16 protein-coding genes are annotated in these 18747 nt (G+C 60.8%); 9 read left to right on the top strand and 7 right to left on the bottom strand.

Annotated features, from left to right (window positions below):
* Nucleotides 1-34 precede the first annotated feature (34 nt).
* Both AWB69_RS09300 and AWB69_RS09295 read right to left on the bottom strand, forming a co-directional pair.
* Nucleotides 35-1204: an ABC transporter permease gene (locus AWB69_RS09300; RefSeq protein ID WP_062084609.1), complete on the bottom strand. Its 1170-nt coding sequence runs from the start codon at nt 1202-1204 to the stop codon at nt 35-37.
* 181 nt (nt 1205-1385) lie between these two features.
* Nucleotides 1386-2438: a sugar ABC transporter substrate-binding protein gene (locus AWB69_RS09295; protein WP_062084608.1), complete on the bottom strand. Its 1053-nt coding sequence runs from the start codon at nt 2436-2438 to the stop codon at nt 1386-1388.
* Nucleotides 2439-2658: 220 nt separating this feature from the next.
* Between AWB69_RS09295 and AWB69_RS09290 the strand changes: the two genes are divergently transcribed.
* From AWB69_RS09290 to AWB69_RS09275, 4 genes are all read left to right on the top strand, one after another.
* Nucleotides 2659-3555, top strand: coding sequence for a MurR/RpiR family transcriptional regulator (locus AWB69_RS09290; protein WP_062084607.1), 897 nt, complete (start codon nt 2659-2661; stop codon nt 3553-3555).
* Complete coding sequence (gene iolG, locus AWB69_RS09285; protein ID WP_062084606.1) at nt 3545-4543, top strand: inositol 2-dehydrogenase; 999 nt, start codon at nt 3545-3547, stop codon at nt 4541-4543. Before AWB69_RS09290 ends, iolG begins: the two co-directional genes overlap by 11 nt.
* Nucleotides 4540-5559, top strand: coding sequence for a Gfo/Idh/MocA family oxidoreductase (locus tag AWB69_RS09280; RefSeq protein ID WP_062084605.1), 1020 nt, complete (start codon nt 4540-4542; stop codon nt 5557-5559). The genes iolG and AWB69_RS09280 overlap by 4 nt, the downstream gene beginning before the upstream one ends.
* A 67-nt stretch (nt 5560-5626) precedes the next feature.
* Nucleotides 5627-5854, top strand: coding sequence for a sulfurtransferase TusA family protein (locus AWB69_RS09275; protein WP_062084604.1), 228 nt, complete (start codon nt 5627-5629; stop codon nt 5852-5854).
* 102 nt (nt 5855-5956) lie between these two features.
* Here the strand turns inward: AWB69_RS09275 and galU are convergent, their stop codons facing one another.
* Together galU and AWB69_RS09265 are read right to left on the bottom strand one after the other, a co-directional pair.
* Nucleotides 5957-6838 carry a UTP--glucose-1-phosphate uridylyltransferase GalU gene (galU, locus tag AWB69_RS09270; protein ID WP_062084603.1) on the bottom strand — a complete coding sequence of 294 codons (882 nt, stop codon included), beginning with the start codon at nt 6836-6838 and terminating at the stop codon, nt 5957-5959.
* 231 nt (nt 6839-7069) lie between these two features.
* A complete protein-coding gene (locus AWB69_RS09265; RefSeq protein WP_062084602.1) occupies nt 7070-9952 on the bottom strand; it encodes a valine--tRNA ligase in 2883 nt (960 codons plus the stop codon).
* A gap of 240 nt (nt 9953-10192) precedes the next feature.
* Here AWB69_RS09265 and AWB69_RS09260 point away from each other — a divergent pair, with 240 nt between their 5' ends.
* The 5 genes from AWB69_RS09260 (at nt 10193) to AWB69_RS09240 (ending at nt 16350) form a co-directional block, all read left to right on the top strand.
* Complete coding sequence (locus tag AWB69_RS09260; protein ID WP_062084601.1) at nt 10193-12553, top strand: UvrD-helicase domain-containing protein; 2361 nt, start codon at nt 10193-10195, stop codon at nt 12551-12553.
* On the top strand, nt 12550-13341 hold the full coding sequence (locus tag AWB69_RS09255; protein ID WP_062084600.1) for a 5'-methylthioadenosine/adenosylhomocysteine nucleosidase: 792 nt from the start codon (nt 12550-12552) through the stop codon (nt 13339-13341). The genes AWB69_RS09260 and AWB69_RS09255 overlap by 4 nt, the downstream gene beginning before the upstream one ends.
* A 217-nt stretch (nt 13342-13558) precedes the next feature.
* On the top strand, nt 13559-13774 hold the full coding sequence (locus tag AWB69_RS09250; protein ID WP_062084599.1) for a hypothetical protein: 216 nt from the start codon (nt 13559-13561) through the stop codon (nt 13772-13774).
* Nucleotides 13771-14280 carry a hypothetical protein gene (locus AWB69_RS09245; protein WP_231937040.1) on the top strand — a complete coding sequence of 170 codons (510 nt, stop codon included), beginning with the start codon at nt 13771-13773 and terminating at the stop codon, nt 14278-14280. Before AWB69_RS09250 ends, AWB69_RS09245 begins: the two co-directional genes overlap by 4 nt.
* 105 nt (nt 14281-14385) lie before the next feature.
* Nucleotides 14386-16350 carry a propionate--CoA ligase gene (locus AWB69_RS09240; RefSeq protein WP_082913321.1) on the top strand — a complete coding sequence of 655 codons (1965 nt, stop codon included), beginning with the start codon at nt 14386-14388 and terminating at the stop codon, nt 16348-16350.
* A 15-nt stretch (nt 16351-16365) separates the two neighbouring features.
* On the opposite strand, the gene AWB69_RS09235 is transcribed toward AWB69_RS09240, so the two are convergent.
* The 3 genes from AWB69_RS09235 to AWB69_RS09225 form a co-directional block, all read right to left on the bottom strand.
* A complete protein-coding gene (locus tag AWB69_RS09235; protein ID WP_062084595.1) occupies nt 16366-16890 on the bottom strand; it encodes a helix-turn-helix transcriptional regulator in 525 nt (174 codons plus the stop codon).
* Nucleotides 16869-17174, bottom strand: coding sequence for a hypothetical protein (locus AWB69_RS09230; protein ID WP_062084681.1), 306 nt, complete (start codon nt 17172-17174; stop codon nt 16869-16871). The genes AWB69_RS09235 and AWB69_RS09230 overlap by 22 nt, the downstream gene beginning before the upstream one ends.
* A gap of 138 nt (nt 17175-17312) precedes the next feature.
* Nucleotides 17313-18557: an MFS transporter gene (locus tag AWB69_RS09225; RefSeq protein ID WP_062084594.1), complete on the bottom strand. Its 1245-nt coding sequence runs from the start codon at nt 18555-18557 to the stop codon at nt 17313-17315.
* Nucleotides 18558-18747 lie beyond the last annotated feature (190 nt).

Genomic DNA, 18747 nt, shown 5'->3' with positions numbered 1-18747 from the left:
CCTTGACCTTATTGAGCCTGTTTATTGAGCCTGTTTATTGAGCCTGTGAAACGCGGCGGCGCACGTAGTGATTGAACAGCACGGCGATCAGCAGCATCATGCCGAGGAACACGCGGAACCAGTCAGAGGGCACGCTGGTGTAGCCAATGCCGATCTGGACCACGCCGAAGATGAGCGCGCCGAAACATGCGCCGACTACCGAACCGTAACCGCCCGTCAGCAGGGTTCCGCCAATCACCGCGGCAATGATCGCCTCGAATTCCTTTTCGAGCCCTCGGTCAGCCGCAGCCGAACCGATGTCGCACACCTGCAGCACGGCAAACAGACATGCACAGAACGCAGTCAGGACAAAGAGCGAGATCTTCACGCGCCGCACCGGCACGCCGACATTCTTGGCCGCCACCGCGTCGCCGCCGGACGCGAAAATCCAGTTGCCGAAACGGGTCTTCGCGAGCACAAATGCGCCAATGGCTGCGAGCACAACCCACCAGAGGATGACTTTCGGAATCCCCGGCACGAGCGGCTGGCCGTTGTCGAGCATCTTGAGGATTCCTATTTTCCCGAGCCACGCGAAAATATCGTGGAAGGCGACGCCATGGAAAAGGGTATTGGCAAACCAGTCTTTCGCGGCAATGTCACCCACGCCGGAAACGATCGTCCGGTCGGCGAACATGATCGACAGCGCAAGCGTGAGGCCGCGCAGGATGAACAGGAAAGCCAGCGTGACAATGAACGACGGCAGCCGCGTGCGCATGACGATATAGCCGTTCAGCGCGCCGAGCAGCATGCAGCCCGCAAAGGCAAAAATGATCGCGAGCCAGATCGGCCAGTGGAAATAGACGGTGGGAATGGCGACCATCATCCCGGCAAAACCGATCATGGAGCCGATCGAGAGGTCGAACTCCCCGGCAATCATCAACAGGCAGGCGCCGACGGCGAGGATGCCCAGGTAAGCGGACACCTGCGACCAGTTCATGATGCCGTCGAGATTGAACATGCCCGAGCCGCCGGCGGCGATTCCGAACACGACGAAGACCAGTACCGCTCCCGAGATTGCCGCGAATTCCGGACGATTCAGGATGTGCCCGAAACGGGATTGCCGGCGAATGCGCTCGTCGGCGGCGGGGGTGGATGAGCTCGATGTCGCGGCGCCGTCAGACGGCTTGCGATGTCCCGAGAGAATAGGTTTTCCGGCTACGCCCATGATGTCTCCTTCGTCTTTCATTCGCGATGCGGCGCTGGTTCACAAAGCGAACATGCTGATGCGCGAGCGATACAGTTGAGTGGTGCGGATGACGTGTGAAGTTGCTGGTGCCTGCAGATGCTTCGAAGACGGCGGCGCGGTGCTTGACTCATGCGTCACGCTGGCCGCGCCGCCATCGGGTTCAACGGTACTGACCTGCGTACTTGAGTACCTTGTCGACGTTTTCCTTGGTGATGAAGCCCGGACCCGAGCCGATATTGCGCGGCCCGTAGGAAGGAGCGAGCCCATAGGTGCTAAGCCGCGCCTGGAACTTCGGATTCGCTTCGAGGGCCTGGCGGATCTTGGCCGGGTCGGTGGTGTGATCCTTCTTTACGATAGCCAGCACCGCGACCGGGATATAACCCTGCAAGTAGGGTTGCTGGTCGATGGCGAACTGGATCGTGCCGTCCTGGATCGCCTTCGCGATGTCCGTGTCGAAGTCGAAGGTCGCGAACCAGAGCTTGCCGGCAACGCCCATCTGCTTGAGCGCCTTGATCGTCGGATCAGCCGACAGCGGCCCGAGTGCGAGCACCGCCTGGGTGTCCGGGTGATTACGCAAATACGCGCTCACCTTGGATTGGACGGTCGTCGGATCCTGGCCTGCGTCCAGCGTGGACGCCTTGAAATCGACGCCAATCGCATCGGCGAAGCCGCGGCAACGCTCGAACGAAGCCGGATTCGTCGCGTAGTGGTTGACGCACAGGAACGACTTGATGCCCGCCGCCTTCGCCTTCTCTCCCGCCGCTTTACCGGCCGTGTATTCAGGCTGTCCCACGTGCATGATCGCGCCGAGCTGGGCGCTTTGCTCCTCGGTGCCCGAGTTGATCGTGATCAGCGGAATGTGCTTCGCCGTGACCTTGGAAATTGCGCCCTTCAGCACGTCGAAGTCGGCAATGGTGACGATCACGCCGTCATAGTTGCGTGCCGCTGCCTGTTCGATCAGGCGGGCCATATCGGCAATATCGCCGTTCGGCGGATTGCGGTAATCCGTCTGGACATTGAAGTCCTCGTCCGCCTGTTTGATGGCGTTCTTGATCGTGTTCCACCACGAGTCCGAATCCGGCGCGTGGCTGATCAAAACGAAATGGGCGTCGGGAGCGGCGTGCGCTGCCTGACTGCTCAGTGCTGCTGCGCCGCACAACGCAGCGGCAGCCGCGAGCGCGCGCAGGGCGCCTCGGCGATTGCAAAGTCTCATTGTCTCCACCTATCACGGTTGTTGTTCTGAACGAGCATCCGGCGTCTTGCATACGGCGCTTGACCGTTTGACGCCCCCTTGCTCACGACCAAGATTAGGACAAGTTTGATCGATCTGCAATAGGAAGTTTAACTATTCGAAGTTTGGAAAATTAATTCCATTTGTTCCTCCGGATATCTATAATCGGTTTCATCGAAGACAGAACAATGACGAGCACGGCATGCAGGAAGACGCGCAAGACCCCCAAGAGACGGCCGAGATCCAGACAGTCGACGAGCTGATGCAGCGGATCACCGAGGCGTACGACGCGTTGCCGCGCCAGCTTAAAAGCGTGGCGACGTACATCGAACAGCACCGCAGCAACGTGATGATGGATCGCACCGGAGACATTGCCAGCGCGTGCGGCGTGCATCCTTCGGCGGTCGTGCGCTTTGCCCAGCGCTTCGGCTTCTCGGGCTTCTCCGACCTCCAGGCAATCTTCAAGCAGGCCTACACGGGCCAGAACGGTTCCGCGCAGAGCTATCAGCAGCGCATCCGCAAACTCATCGATGAAAAGCCGGGAAAGTTGTCGGGCGGCTCGGTGGCGCGCGAATTCATTGCGGCAAGCCGGAGCGGGCTGGAGGAACTCGAAGCGGGTCTCGACGACATCCAGTTCGAAGCCGCGGTGAAGATGCTGGAACAGGCCGAGAACATCTACGTGGTCGGCGTGCGGCGCTCGTTCCCGGTGGCGAGTTATATCGTCTACGCGTTGCAGCACACGGCGAAACGTGTACATCTGGTGTCCGGTTTCGGCGGCATGTATCGGGAGCAGATCCGCAGCGTGAAGAAAGGCGACGTGGTGATCGCGATCAGCTTCGCGCCTTATGGCAAGGAGACGCAGTACTGCGTGCGCGCCGCGCAGCATCACGGCGCCAAGACACTGGTAATTACCGATGGCCAGCTTTCGCCGCTCGCGCGTCACGCGAGCGCGCATTTGTTCGTGAAGGAAGGCAGCGCGTTCGCGTTCCGTTCGCTCACGAGCACGATCTGCCTGTGCCAGGCGCTGTTTATCGCGCTTGCGTACCGGCTTGAACTGAACGTGGAAGAATCAAGGGAGACAGGTGGCTATGACGATTGATGTGGCGGTGTTCGGAGCAGGGCGGATCGGCAAGATCCACGCGGCGAACCTGGCGAAACAGCCGGGTGTGCGGCTGAAGTACGTGGTGGACGTCAACAGGGAAGCCGCCGCCGCACTGGCCGCGCTTCACGGTGCACAAGTGGCCGATGTGGAAGGCGCGCTCGGCGATGCATCGATTGGTGCGACCGTCGTGTGTTCGAGCACGGACACGCATGCCGACCTGATCCTGAAGTCGGCGGCGCAAAAGAAGCATGTGTTCTGCGAAAAGCCGGTCGACCTGACGCTCGAGCGCGCGCGTGCTTGCGCCGACGCTGTCGCGAAAGCCGGCGTGGTCTGCATGATCGGTTTTCAGCGCCGCTTCGATCCGACCTTTGCTGCATTGAAGGCGCGTGTGGAGGCGGGTGAAATTGGCGATCCGGAAATGCTGGTGATCACGAGCCGTGATCCGGGCGCGCCGCCGGTGGAGTACATCTTGCATTCGGGCGGCATTTTCAAGGACATGCTGATCCACGATTTCGACATCTTCCGCTGGATGCTGGACGACGAAGCCGACACGCTGCACGCCACGGGAAGCTGTCTGACGGACCCGGCGATTGCGGAGGCGGGTGATATCGATTCGACGGCTGTCACGATCCGCACCAAACGCGGCCGCTTGTGCCAGATCAATACAACGCGGCGTGCAGCGTACGGATACGACCAGCGTTTCGAACTGCTCGGCAGCCAAGGCATGCTGCAAGCCGGCAATGTGCGCCCGACGGAAGTCACTGCGTATTCAAAGACCGCTGTATCGAACGATGTGCCGGAAGCATTTTTCCTCGAGCGTTACCGCGCCGCGTACGCGCTGGAAATCGCCCATTTCTTCGATGCCGTCCAGGAAGGCAAGCCGGTTCGCACGACGGTGGCGGACGGCCTGAAGGCGCTGGAACTCGCCGATGCGGCCACGCGGTCATGGCGTGAAGGCACGATCATCAAGCTGGGGGCAGCATGAAAGCGCCCGTGCGGATTGGGATTGTCGGATTGGGGCGGCTGGGTCAGCGCCATGCACGTAACCTGGCGTGGCACGTGCCAGGCGCGACGCTAGCGGCTGCTTGCAGTCCGGTCGCAGCGGAGCGCGAATGGGCGGGCGCCAACCTGCCCGAACTCGCGCTCTACAGCGACTACGAAGCCATGCTGAAAGACACATCGCTCGATGCGGTCTGGCTCGTCACGCCGACTTCGCTGCATCCTGACCAGATCATTGCGGCGTTGCGCGCAGGCAAGCATGTGTTCTGCGAAAAACCGTTGTCGCTGGACTTGGCGCAGTGCGATCGCGTGATTGAAGAAAGCGCGCGTTTTCCGGATCTTCAGGTGATGATCGGTTTCGTGCGCCGCTTCGACGCCAGTTATCGCGACGCTTTCAACAAGATCCAGCAAGGTGCGATCGGCCGGCCGTTCATGGTCCGTTCGCAGACCGTCGACAAGAACGATCCCGATGGCTTTTTCGTCCGTTTCGCGCCCACGTCGGGCGGTTTATTCCTCGATTGCAGCGTCCACGACATCGATCTCGCGCGCTGGATGCTGGGCAATCCGCGCGTGACGCGAGTGTTCGCCAGCGGCACGATTGCGATCCACGAAGGGCTGGCCGAATGCGGCGATATTGACAACGGTGTCTCCATTTGCGAATTCGAGGGCGGCCGGCTCGCGGTATTCCAGGCATCGCGGACCAGCGCCCACGGTCACGACACGCAGACGGAGGTGGTGGGAACAAACGGGGCGTTGTCGGTGGGACACAATCCGCGGGCCAATCGAGTAGAAATCTACGATGCCGGCGGGATCCGCAATGAATGCGTGCCGACCTTCTTCGAGCGCTTCGAGCAAGCGTTCCTGAATGAGGCGGAGGTGTTCGTGGCCTCGCTGACCGGAGGCCCGGCCACGGGTCTGACGCTTGACGATGCACGCGAGGCCACGCGCATTGGTATTGCGATGCGGGAGTCCCTGGCTAAAGGCCAGGCGGTGAATTTTTAAGCACTGGGGTAAAATCGAACCCTCATTAAGCGGAATCAATAAGCGGGTTCGAACAAGGCTCAATCTGATGGAAGTGCACAAGGAAGTCGATGCGCGCGGGCTCACGTGCCCGCTGCCCATCCTGCGGGCTAAGAAGGCGCTGGCCGATATGCAGAGCGGTCAGATATTAAAAGTGCTGGCGACCGATCCGGGTTCGCAACGCGACTTTGCCGCGTTTTCGAAGCAGACGGGCAATGAGCTGGTGGAATCGACGTCGCACGACAAGGTGTTTACGTTTTTGATGCGGCGCCGTTGATCGGGACCGCTCAATGAAAAATGCCCATGGTTTTAGCCATGGGCATTTTTTTCGGCCGCAAACCGCGTGCAGGCGGCTTATGGTTCAGCGCTTGGTGCCTGGTTAGCCAAGCAGATGCGGCGAACGCGTATTCAGGTACTCCTGGAAATCCTTGGCCACTTCCGGATGCCGCAACGCGAACTCCACCGTCGCCTTCAAATAGCCCAGCTTGCTGCCGCAATCGAAACGGGTGCCGTGATACTTGTACGCAAGCACTTGTTCGTCGGCGAGCAACGACTGGATTGCGTCCGTCAGTTGCAGTTCGCCACCGGCGCCCGGCTTCAAGGCACGAATGTGATCGAAGATGCGCGGCTTGAGCACATACCGGCCCACAACACCCAGATTCGACGGTGCAACTTCTGGTTCCGGCTTTTCCACAATGCCCGACAGCTTGAAAATATTGTCTTCCCACTCTTTTCCGTCGATCACGCCGTACGACTTGGAATCCTGAGCCGGGATCTCCTCCACACCGATCACGGAGCTGTGATAGTGATCGAAGACTTCGATCATCTGCGTCATCACCGGCGGCGTGCCGTACAACAAGTCGTCCGCGAGAATCACGGCGAACGGGTTGTCGCCCACCAGCTTTTCCGCGCACAGCACGGCATGGCCGAGACCGAGCGCTTCGGCCTGGCGCACGTAGAAACAATCCACGTGGCTCGGTTTGATGCTGCGCACGAGGTCGAGCAGCTTTTGCTTGCCGCGGGCTTCCAGTTCGGCTTCGATCTCGTACGACTTGTCGAAGTGATCCTCGATTGCGCGTTTGCTGCGGCCCGTCACGAAGATCATCTCCGTGATGCCGGCGGCCATGGCCTCTTCGACCGCGTACTGGATCAGCGGTTTGTCGACAACGGGCAGCATTTCCTTCGGGCTGGCCTTGGTCGCGGGGAGGAATCGGGTACCGAGACCCGCAACCGGGAAAACCGCTTTCGTAACTTTTAGCATTTGATGACCCTGATCCTCTTATCGTGTTTAAACGTCAAGCCTGAAACGGTCGGCATGGAAGCAAATGCCATGATGCAGGTTGATGCGTTGATAAAAAAGTGCGGCGAGATTAATTCTTCAAGCACAAATACGCACTTTGCTATAAGGCGGAACAAGCAATCGGTTGATTTCAGGCCTTAGCCGACCGCGCCTGGGCCGGCTAAGGGCTGTCAGGCCACCCGCACAAGCCGCTTACGCAGGAAGCCGCGATAACTGCGCTTTCAACTTGTCAGCAGTCGATTCAAATTCCGCCAGCCGCTTGCGCTCCTGCTCCACCACCGCAGCGGGCGCGCGCGCCACGAAACTTTCGTTTTCCAGCTTCACACGGGCCTTCGCGATTTCCTGCGTCAGCCGATCCACTTCCTTCGTGAGCCGTTCGCGTTCCGCTGCAATGTCGATTTCGACCTTCAACACCAGCTTGTTCGTTCCTACGATAGCAACTGGCGCGCCACTTGCCTCCTTGTCGAGCGCGGATTCGTCGGCAATGATCTTCACCTCCGACAAACGCGCCAGCGCCTGGACATAGGGCGCAAAAGACTTGAGCTGCGCTTCGTCACCTGTTGCCAGCAGCGGTACCTTGACCGCCGGCGACAGATTCATCTCACCGCGCAGATTACGACATGAATCGATGATGGCCTTCAGTTCGGCTGCCCACTGTTCAGACGATTCATCAATTTTAGACGGTTGTGCGACCGGGTAGCGCTGAATCATGATAGACGCGGTTTGCCCGCCTTCGGCGGCTTGCGGATAGAGGTCGGTTAGCGGCGCTACCTTCTGCCACAAGGCTTCCGTGATGAACGGAATCACCGGGTGCGCGAGACGCAGCACCGTTTCCAGCACCCGCAGCAGGGTGCGGCGCGTAGCGCGCTGCTGCTCGGGTGCGCCGGTCTGGATCTGCACCTTGGCCAGTTCCAGATACCAGTCGCAATACTCGTCCCAGACGAATTTGTAGATTGCGCTCGCCACGTTGTCGAAACGGTAGTCGGCGAAACCTTTCTCCACCTCCGCTTCCACGCGCTGCAAAAGCGACACGATCCAGCGGTCCGCCGGCGAGAAGTGGAGGTATCCACCGGGTCCGCAATCGCCTGCCTCGCACTCTTCCGGTTTGCCGAAGCCACAGTCGTGGCCTTCGGTATTCATCAGGACAAAGCGGGTGGCATTCCACAGCTTATTGCAAAAATTACGATATCCCTCGCACCTTGCCAGATCAAAATTCACGTTGCGACCGAGCGTTGCCATGGACGCCATCGTGAAACGCAGGGCGTCCGTGCCGAACGGCTGAATCCCGTCCGGGAACTCCTTGCGGGTTTTTTTCTCGATTTTTTCGGCTTGCTTCGGGTTCATCAGGCCGGTAATCCGCTTGGAAACAAGCGTTTCCAGGTCGATACCGTCGACAATATCGATGGGATCGAGCGTATTGCCCTTGCTCTTCGACATCTTCTGGCCTTCCGCGTCGCGCACGAGACCGTGGACGTAGACCGTATCGAAAGGAACCTTGCCGGTGAAATGCGTGGTCATCATCACCATCCGGGCGACCCAGAAGAAGATGATGTCGAAACCCGTCACGAGGACCGAGGAGGGCAGGAAGTGCTTGAGTTCGGGCGTTTCGTTCGGCCAGCCGAGCGATGAAAACGGCACGAGCGCCGATGAAAACCAGGTGTCGAGCACGTCGTCGTCGCGTTTGAGCGCGCCGGTATAGCCTTTTTCCGTGGCTTCCGCGCGGGCTTCTTCCTCGGTCTTCGCCACGAAGATTTCGCCGTTATCGCCGTACCAGGCAGGAATCTGGTGGCCCCACCAGAGTTGACGCGAAATACACCAGTCCTGGATGTTTTCGAGCCACTGGTAATAGGTCGTCGACCAGTTTTCCGGGACGAACTTGATTTCACCATTGCGCACCACGTCGAGCGCCGTTTCAGCGATCGATTTGCCCGGGTGGAACGTGCCTTCCGGCGCCGGCTTGCTCATGGCGACGAACCACTGGTCGGTCAGCATGGGCTCGATCACCACGCCCGTGCGGTCGCCGCGCGGCACCATCAGCGCGTGCGGCTTGACGGACTCCAGCAGGCCAAGCGCTTCGAGGTCGGCCACGACCTGCTTGCGGGCGTCGAAGCGGTCCATGCCGCGATACTTTTCCGGCGCGTTGTCGTTGATCTTGGCGTCGAGCGTGAGGATTTCGATCATCGGCAATTTGTGGCGCAGGCCGACCTGATAGTCGTTGAAGTCGTGCGCGGGCGTGACCTTGACCACGCCGGTGCCGAACTCGCGATCCACGTAATCGTCCGCGATCACCGGGATTTCCCGGTTCGATAACGGCAGCATGACCGTCTTGCCGATCAGGTGAGCGTAACGCTCGTCCTCCGGATGGACCATCACGGCGGTGTCGCCGAGCATGGTTTCCGGGCGCGTGGTGGCGACCGTGACGTGGCCGGAGCCGTCCGGCAGCGGATACTGGATGTGCCAGAGGCTGCCGGCTTCTTCTTCGCTGGCGACTTCCAGGTCCGAGACGGCGGTGCCCAGCACCGGGTCCCAGTTCACCAGCCGTTTGCCGCGATAGATCAGGCCTTGCTTGTACAGCGTGACGAACACATCCAGCACGACGGGAGACATTTTGTCGTCCATCGTGAAATATTCTCGCGACCAGTCAATGGACGCGCCCAGGCGGCGGACCTGGCCCGTGATGGTCGAGCCGGATTTCTGTTTCCATTCCCAGACGCGTTTCAGGAATTCCTCGCGGCCGAGATCAAGGCGCGACACGCCTTGTGCATCGAGTTGCCGTTCCACCACGATCTGCGTGGCGATCCCCGCGTGATCCGTTCCAGGCAGCCACAGCGTGTTTTCGCCGAGCATGCGGTGGTAGCGGGTGAGGCTGTCCATGATGGTCTGGTTGAATGCGTGACCCATGTGCAGCGTGCCGGTGACGTTCGGCGGCGGGAGCTGGATCGAGAAATCTTTTTTGCCTTCGATCAGGGTCGGCGCGGCGTAACCGCGCTTTTCCCATTCCGGGCCCCAATGGGACTCGATGTTTTGGGGCTCGAAACTCTTCGCAAGCGTGTTGTCACTCGTGTTGTCACTCATGGGGTGGAATCTGCCGAAAAATGCGTAAAAGAAGCGGAGGTCGGGGAATTATAAGGCGTAGACAGGGCGGGGTCAGCGGGAAGGTTCTTCGTTCGCGCGCGGGATTGTGTTTGGCGGGGTCCTGGCGGGCGCTTGGGGCGGATACCGCAGAGCTGGAGCGAACGAGCCTGTCCCGAACCCAAGTGCCAACGGCCACTCCCCTGCCGATTTATAATACCTGTCCCACCGGAAAACTCCCCCATGCCCGATCTGCTCGCCAATCTGAACCCTGAACAATTAGCCGCCGTCACGCTGCCGAACGAGCCGGCGCTTATCCTCGCGGGTGCGGGCAGCGGCAAGACGCGCGTACTCATCACACGTATCGCCTGGCTGATCCAGCAGGGATTGGCGTCGCCCACGACCATTCTCGCCGTGACCTTCACGAACAAGGCCGCCAAGGAAATGATGGCGCGCCTCACCGCGATGATGCCGATCGACACCCGCGGCATGTGGATCGGCACGTTCCACGGCCTGTGCAACCGCATGCTGCGCGCACATTTCCGCGACGCGGGCCTGCCGCAGACGTTCCAGATCCTCGATACGTCCGACCAGTTGTCAGCCATCAAACGGCTGATGAAGGGCCTGAATATCGACGACGAAAAATATCCGGCAAAAAATCTCCAGTACTTCATCAACAACGCGAAGGAACAAGGGCTGCGCCCGAAAGACGTCGACGCGACCGATTCCTTCAACATGAAGTTCGTCGACTTGTACGCGGCCTACGAGCAGCAATGCCAGCGCGAGGGTGTCGTCGATTTTCCCGAGCTGCTGCTGCGCTGCTACGAATTGCTCGCGCACAATCCACCGCTGCGCGCGCATTATCAGGCGCGCTTTCGAAACATCCTCGTCGACGAGTTCCAGGACACGAACAAGCTGCAGTACGCGTGGCTGAAGATGCTGGCGGGCGAGCACAACGCCATCTTCGCGGTCGGCGACGACGATCAGTCCATCTACGCATTTCGCGGCGCGAACGTCGGCAACATGCACGACTTCGAGCGCGAGTACCACGTGCGCAACATGATCAAGCTCGAGCAGAACTATCGCTCGCACGGTCATATTCTCGATACCGCCAACTTCCTGATCGCCAAGAACTCGCGGCGGCTCGGCAAGAATCTCCGTACCGACGCCGGCCACGGCGAACCCGTGCGCGTCTATGAAGCCGCGACCGATACGCAGGAGGCGGGGTGGATCGTCGAGGAGATCAAGGCGATGATCCATGCGGGCGCCGCGCGCGGCGAGATCGCCATCCTGTACAGAAGCAACGCGCAGTCGCGGACCATCGAACACACGCTGGTGAACGCGGGCATTGCGTATCGCGTGTATGGCGGCTTGCGGTTCTTCGAACGCCAGGAAGTGAAGCACGCGCTGGCGTATCTGCGCCTGATCGACAACCCGAACGACGACACCGCATTTGCCCGCGTCGTGAATTTTCCGACGCGCGGGATAGGGGCAAGGTCGATCGAGCAACTGGCCGACGCCGCCCGCCTGTACAACTGTTCGATGGCCGCTGCCGTTCCCTATGTGACAGGCAAGGCGGGTTCGAGCATCGGCGCGTTCGCGCAACTGATCGCCAGGATGCGCGCCGAGACCCAGCACATGAGCTTGCCGGAAACCGTGGAATACGTGGTTCGCGCAAGCGGTCTCGCCACGCATTACGAGAACGAGCGCGAAGGTCAGGACCGGCTGGAGAACTTGCAGGAAGTGGTGAACGCCGCAGCGGCGTTCGTGCAGGAGGAGGGCTACGGGCTTGATACCCCCGCGCGTTCCATTCCGCTTCGTCCGGGCGCGACGAACGCGCCGGAAATCGGCTTGGCGACCGACGATCCGTCCGTCGACGTGCTCGACCGGCCAAGCCTCGCCGATCCCGCGCAAAATCCCGACACCATGACGCCGCTGGCTGGTTTCCTGTCTCACGCATCGCTTGAAGCAGGAGACAACCAGGCGCAAGCCGGTCAGGACGCGGTGCAACTGATGACGGTGCATGCGGCCAAGGGCCTTGAATTCATGGCGGTGTTCATCACTGGTCTGGAGGAAGGGCTGTTCCCGCACGAGAACAGCGCGCAGGAAAGCGATGGGCTCGAAGAGGAGCGGCGGCTGGCGTATGTGGCGATCACGCGGGCGAAGGAGCGGCTGTATCTTTCGTTTGCGCAGAGCCGGATGTTGCATGGCCAGACGCGCTACAACATTCGCTCCCGTTTCTTCGATGAACTCCCGGAAGGCTCGCTCAAGTGGCTCACGCCGAAGGTGGAGGCGGGCGCACGCTGGGGCGGCCGGTCAGATAACGCCGGTTGGGGCCGCGACTGGTTCGCGCGGCCTGACAAGGAACGCGCCGCGTACGCCGATCCCGATGCAGGCAAGCCACTGCCGGCGTTCGCCAACAACCAGCGTGCCGCCGACACCGGTTTCAAGATTGGTCAGCCCGTCTTCCACAACAAATTTGGCGAGGGCACGGTGATCGCACTGGAAGGCTCAGGCACGGATGCAAAAGCACAAGTTCGTTTCAAACGCCACGGCGAGAAGTGGCTGGCGCTGGCGGTGGCCAAGTTGCAGGCGGTGGAATGAACGCGGAGGTGAAGCGTCTCGGCATCATGGCCGCGTTGCCGCAGGAACTGGGCGACCTGATCGAATCGATGCACGCGGGCGGTGAGGTGCGTACCGAAACCATCGGCCAGCGTGAGTACCACGTCGGCATCGCGCATGGGGTGCCGTGCGTGGTGACGCTGGCGCGTGTCGGGAAGGTGGCTGCTGCGGCAACGGCGAGCGCGTTGATCCATCTGTTCGGTGTGGACGCCATCGTGTTCACCGGCGTGGCGGGCGGTGTTCGCGCGGACGTGCGTGTAGGCGATATCGTGATCGGTGAAACGCTGATGCAGCACGATCTCGACGCATCGCCGTTGTTTCCGCGCTTTGAAGTGCCGTTGCTTGGCATGGCGCGTTTTCCTGGCGACGCCGCGCTGAATGCCGCGCTGGCGGATGCATGCAGCGCCTTTCTCGCCGATGAACACGCTGCGCTGGAAACGCGTTTCGGCGTGCATCCGCCGCAATTACATCGCGGATTGATCGTGAGCGGGGACCGGTTTGTATCGAGTCATGACGAGGTCAATGCGCTGCGTGCAGCGCTGCCCGATGCGCTGGCCGTCGAGATGGAAGGCGCTGCGCTCGCGCAAGTGTGTTTCGAGCACGGTGTCCGGTGCGCGATCGTGCGCACGGTGTCGGATACCGCTGACGCCGATGCGCACGAATCCTTCCTCGAGTTCCTGCATGCGCTGGGCGGCGCCTATTCGTCGGGAATCCTGCGGCGGTTTCTGGCTGCGTGGACTTCTTCCGGCAATGAACACCTTCCTTCCTGAACGCGTGACCGTTCGCAGCTGAGCAAGGCGCGTCCTCACGCGTCTTGCTGCCGCGGCAGGGCGGACCAGCATCACGCAACTTCTCCCTGCCACCGCCTTCAGCGCCGTGGCCTATCCCGTCATTCCCTTCGTTTTCCCCCTGACCCGCTCCCCAAAATTCTCTCTTTTAAATGCTAATGATTATCAATTACAATGCTCGGGACGACAGGAGGTCCACATGGCCGAAACGACGCCCGACTCCAGCCGGGCACAGCGCGCAATGTCCGCGAACGCCGCACGGGTGATCGAGACCACGCGCCAGGCATGGCTCGCCGCAGCGGCGCAGCCTGTTGGCGATATCGCCACGCAGCCCCGGCCACCCCGGTTTTCACGTCGTCCGATAGTCGCAAATCTTGCATTAGCCATGAATTTCTGGAGTACGAGACCGCTGTGATTGCCATCCAATCTTCCTTGGCGAAGTCCGTCAGCCCGTCCCCGGTTGTTATCGACGCGTCCGATGTACCCCGCCAACGCATGCACGACGCCAGCCGCTTTCCGCTCGTGCGCTTGCGCCGGTGTGCAGTGCAGCCGGGCTATGCGTTCGGCTGGGGCGCCGAGATGCAGCGGTTGTTATCGCTGAAGACGCCGTTTGTCATTGTGTCCGACCACGACGCCGATGAAACCACCGACGACACGCGCCTTCGCAACGCCTGGCTAAGGTCGCACCGGGAAACGCTTGCCCTCTTTTGCCGCGGGTTTATCGTGATCGAGCCGAGGATAGAAGCACGGGCTTCGACGCGCGAAGCCGTGCGTGCCGCAACGCACGGCAGCGGTGTGCGTCTGGTTGTCGTGTCCAGCATGCGGGTGGCCGGCGAACTCGCTCCCGTGCTGCTCAAGCATTCCGCCGGCGATCTTGAGAACCCTCGCCCGACCGGCAAGCCGCGTTTGCAGATGCCGTAGCGGCGTATCGCATTTATCGCGGCAGTTTGAAACGATGTCCGGAGCCGATTGTTCAACCGTCGACTCAGGGCCGTCCCTCTCTAGCAGCGCCCCACGGCCTGAACTATGCTCAGGAGCAATTCGCCCGCGCCCGAGCGTGATTCAGGCGTGGCGTTCCGCTACCAGACAGGGGTTCGAATGCCGACTTATCGTGAAGCTCATCGCCGTTCCATTGAAGATCCGGAATCGTTCTGGGGTGAACAGGCGCGGCGCATCCATTGGGAAACGCCATTCGGGCAGGTGCTCGATCGCAGCAATCCACCGTTTGCCCGCTGGTTCGTCGGTGGCAAGACCAACCTCTGCTACAACGCCGTCGACCGGCATCTCGCAGCGCGTGCCCAGCAGGACGCGCTCGTGTACGTCTCGACGGAAACGGGCATCGAGCGGCGCTACACCTACGCCGAGCTGCATGCCGAAGTGAACCGCATGGCTGCCGTGATGCGCTCGCTTGGCGTGGCGCAGGGCGAGCGCGTGCTGATCTATCTGCCGATGATCCCCGAAGCCCTGTTCGCGATGCTCGCCTGTGCGCGGCTCGGCGCGATCCATTCGGTCGTGTTCGGTGGCTTCGCGGCGCCGAGCCTGGCGGCGCGCATTGATGACGCCACGCCCGTGCTGATCGTTACCGCCGACGCCGGTGCGCGTGCGGGCAAGGTGATCGATTACACGCCGCTCGTGGACGAGGCGCTGGCGCGCACCACGCACAAGGTGCCAAAGGTGTTGCTGATCGACCGCCAGCTCGCCCCGGAAAGGCTGCAGGCGCCGTATCTGGTTTCCTACGAGCCGTTGCGTGAGCAGTTCTTCGATGCCCACATTCCTTGCGTCTGGCTCGAGTCGAATGAGCCGTCATACGTGCTCTATACGTCGGGGACGACCGGCAAGCCGAAGGGTGTGCAGCGCGACGTGGGCGGGTACGCGGTCGCGCTGGCGGCATCGATGGAACACATCTTCCAGGGCAATCCCGGCGACACCATGTGGACCGCATCGGACGTGGGCTGGGTGGTCGGGCACAGCTACATCATCTACGCGCCGCTGATTGCCGGCCTGACGACGGTCATGTACGAAGGCACGCCGATCCGTCCCGATGGCGGCATCTGGTGGCGGATCATCGAGCAGCACAAGATCAACCTGATGTTCACCGCGCCAACCGCACTACGCGTGCTCAAGAAGCAGGACCCGAAGCTGATGGAGCAGGCGGATTTATCGAGTTTGCGCACGCTGTTCCTGGCCGGCGAACCGCTGGATGAACCTACCGCGCAGTGGATTCAGGGCGCATTGAAAAAGCCCGTCGTCGATAACTACTGGCAGACCGAAACCGGCTGGCCGATGATCGCGATTCCGCGGGGGATTGAAGCGTTGCCGCCGAAACTTGGCTCGCCCGGCGTGCCGTCGATGGGCTTCGCGTTGACCGTACGCAACGAGGAGACTGGCGAGATCTGTGCGCCGGGCGAGAAGGGCGTGATCGCGCTCGACTATCCGTTGCCGCCGGGCTGCATGCAGACGGTGTGGGGCGACGATTCGCGTTTCATCAAGACCTATTGGCAGAGTATTCCGGGGCAGCAGTTGTATTCGACCTTCGACTGGGGCGTGACCGATGAAGACGGTTACGTCTCCATCCTGGGACGTACCGACGACGTGATCAACGTCGCGGGGCACAGGCTCGGGACGCGTGAAATCGAGGAAGCGCTAAGCAGCCATCGGGCCGTGGCCGAAGTGGCGGTGGTGGGCGTGGCCGATTCGGTAAAAGGACAAGTTGCACTGGCCTTCGTCGTGTTACGCGATGCCCAGGCGCTGGACGCAGCCGGCGCGCGTGAGGCGCTTGAAGCCGAACTTTCTCGCAGCGTGGATGCGCATTTGGGAGCGATCGCTCGTCCTGCCCGAGTGCATTTCCTGGCGATGTTGCCGAAGACCCGGTCGGGCAAGTTGTTGCGGCGGGCAATTGCTGCGTTGGCTGAAGGGCGTGACCCCGGCGATCTGCCAATGATCGAGGATGCCGGGGCGCTGGTGCAGGTGAAGGAAGCCTTGGCGCGGTAATGGCGCTTCTTCTTTCTACTTCACCAACGCGCGCAACTCACGCTCCGCCCGGGGCGTGAGTCGCTGCGCTTCTTTCGAGAGATTGACTTGCATGGTTGTCTCGGCAATTTCGTGAACCGCCTGCTCGAGCTGGTACGTGCCCTTTGCCTTAAGCCAGTCCATGACTTCTGCCAGATGCCAGATGGCGGTGCTGCCTTCGTGCACCGGCGATGGAAACGTATCCGGGTTCGTGAGCACTAACTTGCGCATGTTCTGACGCGTTACGCCGATTGCGTCGGCGACGTCGGTCAGGCCGACAAAATCCGGTGAAGCCTCCACTAGTGCTGCTGACGGAATGGCTGACTTGACGTTTTTCAAAGCGCTCATCAATGCCGCGTGCGCGCTGTCCGCTTCCCGCGTAAATGCCAGTGCAATCCGGCCCGGCTGACCCACGCCGATCAATGCGTCGTCGCATCCTGCGGCACCGAGACGGCCGATCAACGTTTCGTGATCGCAGTCGCTGTCCGATAACCGGTACTTCAATGTGAACGTGTATTCCATGGCGTTGCCTTGATTGAGACCGTTGATTGTCCGGAAACCTTGCGTGCCTGAAACGTGCAGTTGTCGACCACGCGCTTGATGGCTCGCGCATGATTCACCGCATTCTTCGGCGTACTCCACACACTGGTAATGCAAAACTCGCCGCAGCGGCACTCGGCCGCGTTGTAAGGGCAATAGATCCGCCCCCACGCATGGCTTCCTCCTTGTTCGATGCGCCAGCCATGCGTTTCCGCGTGCCGCAATGCTTCTTCAATTTCCTTCTTCTGATGCTGTGATCGAGTCATCGTTAGCCCCATAGTAGACGCGCCTCACAAGGTTGTCAAGTGACAACCTTGTGAGGCGCCTGGAACGTCGAAACGAAAACTCGTTTTAGAGTTGTGCGTTCGTCGGTCGTGTGTGTCCTGCTCACATGACCGTGATCGTCACGCTTTTGCCGTTACCGTTTTTTCCTTGGCATCCCGTGTGTTGGGCAGCAGGATGGTCAGGACTCCGATCAGCGGCAGGAACGAACAAACCTTATAGACATAGTCGATGCTCGTCGCGTCAGCCAGATGGCCGAGGACTGCTGCGCCAATGCCGCCCATGCCGAACGCAAGCCCAAAGAACAGTCCCGCCACCATGCCGACCTTGCCGGGAATCAGCTCGGTGGCATAAACCAGGATGGCCGAGAACGCGGACGCCAGGATCAGCCCGATCGCGACCGACAGCACGCCGGTCCAGAACAGGTTTGCATACGGCAGCATCAGGGTGAACGGCGCAACGCCCAGGATGGATACCCAGATCACAACCTTACGGCCGATCCTGTCGCCCACGGGACCGCCCACGATCGTGCCCACCGCCACTGCCGCGAGGAACCAGAACAAATGTACCTGCGCGGTTTCCACCGCCAAATGAAACTTGCTGATCAGATAAAACGTGAAGTAACTGCTGATGCTCGCCAGATAGAAGTACTTCGAAAATACGAGCAGCATCAGGACGGTCATTGCGAGCATGACTTTACTGCGCGGCAATGCCGACACCGCGACCGATGCACGCGCCTTCTTCACTGCCGGGTGGCGCTGGTACCAGCGGCCAATGTTTGCCAGCACGAAGATGGCGAGCAGCGCCGCAGCCGAGAACCACGCAATGCTGCGTTGTCCATGCGGCATCACGACCAGCGCGGCCAGCAAGGGCCCGAGGGAGCTCCCCGCATTGCCGCCGACCTGGAACACCGACTGCGCAAGCCCGTGGCGTCCGCCCGATGCCATGCGCGCCACCCGCGAGGATTCAGGATGAAATATCGACGATCCGCATCCGACCAGCGCTGCGGCGATCAGCAATACCGGAAAGCTCCCGGCCATCGACATCAGCAACAAGCCGCACAGCGTAAAACCCATGCCGACCGGCAGTGAATACGGCTTCGGATGTTTGTCGGTATACAAGCCGACCAGCGGCTGCAGCAGCGACGCCGTGATCTGGTAGGTCAGCGTGATCAAGCCAATCTGCCCGAACGACAGCGAAAACTCGCTTTTGAACATTGGGTAGATGGCGAGGATCAGCGACTGGATCATGTCGTTGAGCAAATGCGCAAAACTGATCGCGCCCAGTACGGAAAACGCCGTGCGCGGAACGACAGCACTCAGGGCGGGTGCGGCGCCGAGCGCGCTTTTATCAATACTTGTCTGCATGATGATGGCTGGAAGTAGTGTCCCGTCGTGTTTCGTTATATGTCAGAAGCGCTCCGGACGCGCCGTTTGCTGACAATTTTAATGTGTCCTCTATGCATTGTCCGGCCAAAGTTTGTCGCGAAGCAGACAAGAGCTTGCCCGTGCCTGGCGCGTGCACGCCCGCTTTTGGTGAAGTCGATGCAACTTAGTA

The organism is Caballeronia udeis, assembly GCF_001544555.2.
In the GTDB taxonomy this organism is placed as follows: Bacteria; Pseudomonadota; Gammaproteobacteria; order Burkholderiales; family Burkholderiaceae; genus Caballeronia; species Caballeronia udeis.
The sequence above is the reverse complement of the archived record's forward strand: the minus strand, read 5'-3'. Positions and strand labels throughout refer to the sequence as shown.

Excerpts from the sequence above, each read along its gene's own strand:
- AWB69_RS09240 (WP_082913321.1), top strand. The coding sequence starts at position 14,386 with ATGCTCAGGAGCAATTCGCCCGCGCCCGAGCGTGATTCAGGCGTGGCG.
- AWB69_RS09295 (WP_062084608.1), bottom strand. The coding sequence starts at position 2,438 with ATGAGACTTTGCAATCGCCGAGGCGCCCTGCGCGCGCTCGCGGCTGCC.
- AWB69_RS09250 (WP_062084599.1), top strand. The coding sequence starts at position 13,559 with ATGGCCGAAACGACGCCCGACTCCAGCCGGGCACAGCGCGCAATGTCC.
- AWB69_RS09290 (WP_062084607.1), top strand. The coding sequence starts at position 2,659 with ATGCAGGAAGACGCGCAAGACCCCCAAGAGACGGCCGAGATCCAGACA.
- AWB69_RS09255 (WP_062084600.1), top strand. The coding sequence starts at position 12,550 with ATGAACGCGGAGGTGAAGCGTCTCGGCATCATGGCCGCGTTGCCGCAG.
- AWB69_RS09225 (WP_062084594.1), bottom strand. The coding sequence starts at position 18,557 with ATGCAGACAAGTATTGATAAAAGCGCGCTCGGCGCCGCACCCGCCCTG.
- AWB69_RS09280 (WP_062084605.1), top strand. The coding sequence starts at position 4,540 with ATGAAAGCGCCCGTGCGGATTGGGATTGTCGGATTGGGGCGGCTGGGT.
- AWB69_RS09300 (WP_062084609.1), bottom strand. The coding sequence starts at position 1,204 with ATGGGCGTAGCCGGAAAACCTATTCTCTCGGGACATCGCAAGCCGTCT.
- galU (WP_062084603.1), bottom strand. The coding sequence starts at position 6,838 with ATGCTAAAAGTTACGAAAGCGGTTTTCCCGGTTGCGGGTCTCGGTACC.
- AWB69_RS09230 (WP_062084681.1), bottom strand. The coding sequence starts at position 17,174 with ATGACTCGATCACAGCATCAGAAGAAGGAAATTGAAGAAGCATTGCGG.
- AWB69_RS09265 (WP_062084602.1), bottom strand. The coding sequence starts at position 9,952 with ATGAGTGACAACACGAGTGACAACACGCTTGCGAAGAGTTTCGAGCCC.
- AWB69_RS09235 (WP_062084595.1), bottom strand. The coding sequence starts at position 16,890 with ATGGAATACACGTTCACATTGAAGTACCGGTTATCGGACAGCGACTGC.
- AWB69_RS09260 (WP_062084601.1), top strand. The coding sequence starts at position 10,193 with ATGCCCGATCTGCTCGCCAATCTGAACCCTGAACAATTAGCCGCCGTC.
- AWB69_RS09275 (WP_062084604.1), top strand. The coding sequence starts at position 5,627 with ATGGAAGTGCACAAGGAAGTCGATGCGCGCGGGCTCACGTGCCCGCTG.
- iolG (WP_062084606.1), top strand. The coding sequence starts at position 3,545 with ATGACGATTGATGTGGCGGTGTTCGGAGCAGGGCGGATCGGCAAGATC.